The sequence below is a fragment of the Deltaproteobacteria bacterium genome, from assembly GCA_019912665.1.
Classification (GTDB): Bacteria; Desulfobacterota; GWC2-55-46; order GWC2-55-46; family GWC2-55-46; genus UBA5799.
Window position 1 is genome coordinate 1 of sequence record JAIOIE010000028.1, and the last position, 1,254, is coordinate 1,254.

The window sequence follows — 1,254 nt, forward strand, 5'->3', positions numbered from 1 at the left end:
GCGCAGCCACGCGCCGCCGTCGTCGGACGCATCCACCACAACACGCCCACGAAGCGCGACTTGGGACGGGTCCGCGGTTCGCATGTGCGTGCGCCCTGGAACGCCGAGTTCGCCGACGCACGTGTCGATCTCGCCGAGCACACGCACCACCGCGTCCACGAGTTCGTCGGGCAGACCGCGACTCCTGCAGTCTCTATCAGTTCGTTCCTCAAGCCCTTCAGCAAAGCGGCGCAGACCGGCAGACGACGGCAGTCTGTTCTGTGACGTCTCGTTCGCGACGTAGCGACGGAACACCGACTCGGGGATCCTGGCGAGCGACTGGAAGGCGGCTGACCGCTTCTTCGAAAGAATCTCTGGCAGCGTCGATTTTTTAATGGTGACCCGAGGACACCATTTTCGGGGCCGGCCCGGATGGACGTCCTCACGGAGTCCTTCCCCGATCTCGCGCTCGAGTTCGATTCGCAGGACGACCAGTCGCAGTCGGTTCTCGAACGCCACGGCCGCACGCTTCGCCGCCGTCTCCCAGACCACCATTGCGTCGTGCAGTTCGGGCAACCGGCATGACCGCCGCGCCTCGCCCCTCACCTGGCCGAGTTGCTGATCCGTCGGCACGACGACTCCGCCCAACCCGTCCCCAGCCAGGGCTGGGAACAGGGGAACTGCGGGGGTCGGCTCTTCTCCTTCTGCCTGCGTCACGTGCTGCCTCTTGGAGTTGGACTTCGCTGGTCGGTACCCAAGTACCCACGCCCCTTAACCAGAATCGTGGACCCGCAGCGGATTCCCAGACGCGGTCCGGCGAGACCGTGCTGCGTTTCCGGGCGCAGCAACACGCGGATCCATCCGCTCCAGCAGCGAACCCTGCCAGCTTGACGCCCGCCCCTGCTACACTCCGCGTCGTCAGGCCAACCTCCACGCGGACCTCCAAGCGGCCCTCAACTCCTGGGGAGGTGCTCTCTTGGAAACGACCGCCTTGCGCGCAGGGGCCCTGCGCATCCGAACCGTCCCGCTGGACACCCTGCATCCGGACCCGAGCAACGTCCGGACCCACGGGCCGCAGAACCTCGAGTCTATCGTCGCCAGCCTGAAGCGCTTTGGTCAGGCTGAGCCGCTCATCGTGCAGCAGCGCACCGGCCGGCTGATCGGCGGCCACGGGCGGCTGCAGGCCATGAAGCAGCTCGGCTGGGCCGAGTGTGAGATCGTCGAACTGGACCTCGACGACCTGCAGGCGACCTCGCTCGCCATCGCGCTCAACCG

The 1,254-nt window shown here is 66.7% G+C and carries 2 protein-coding genes; one reads left to right on the forward strand and one right to left on the reverse strand.

The annotated features are described in order from the left end of the window. On the reverse strand, positions 1-627 hold a 627-nt coding region (locus tag K8I01_12255; protein ID MBZ0221189.1), incomplete at its 3' end, for a hypothetical protein. Between the two features lie 328 nt (positions 628-955). Between K8I01_12255 and K8I01_12260 the strand changes: the two genes are divergently transcribed. Further along, positions 956-1,254, forward strand: a 299-nt coding sequence (locus K8I01_12260) for a ParB N-terminal domain-containing protein (protein MBZ0221190.1), incomplete at its 3' end; no start/stop codon positions are given.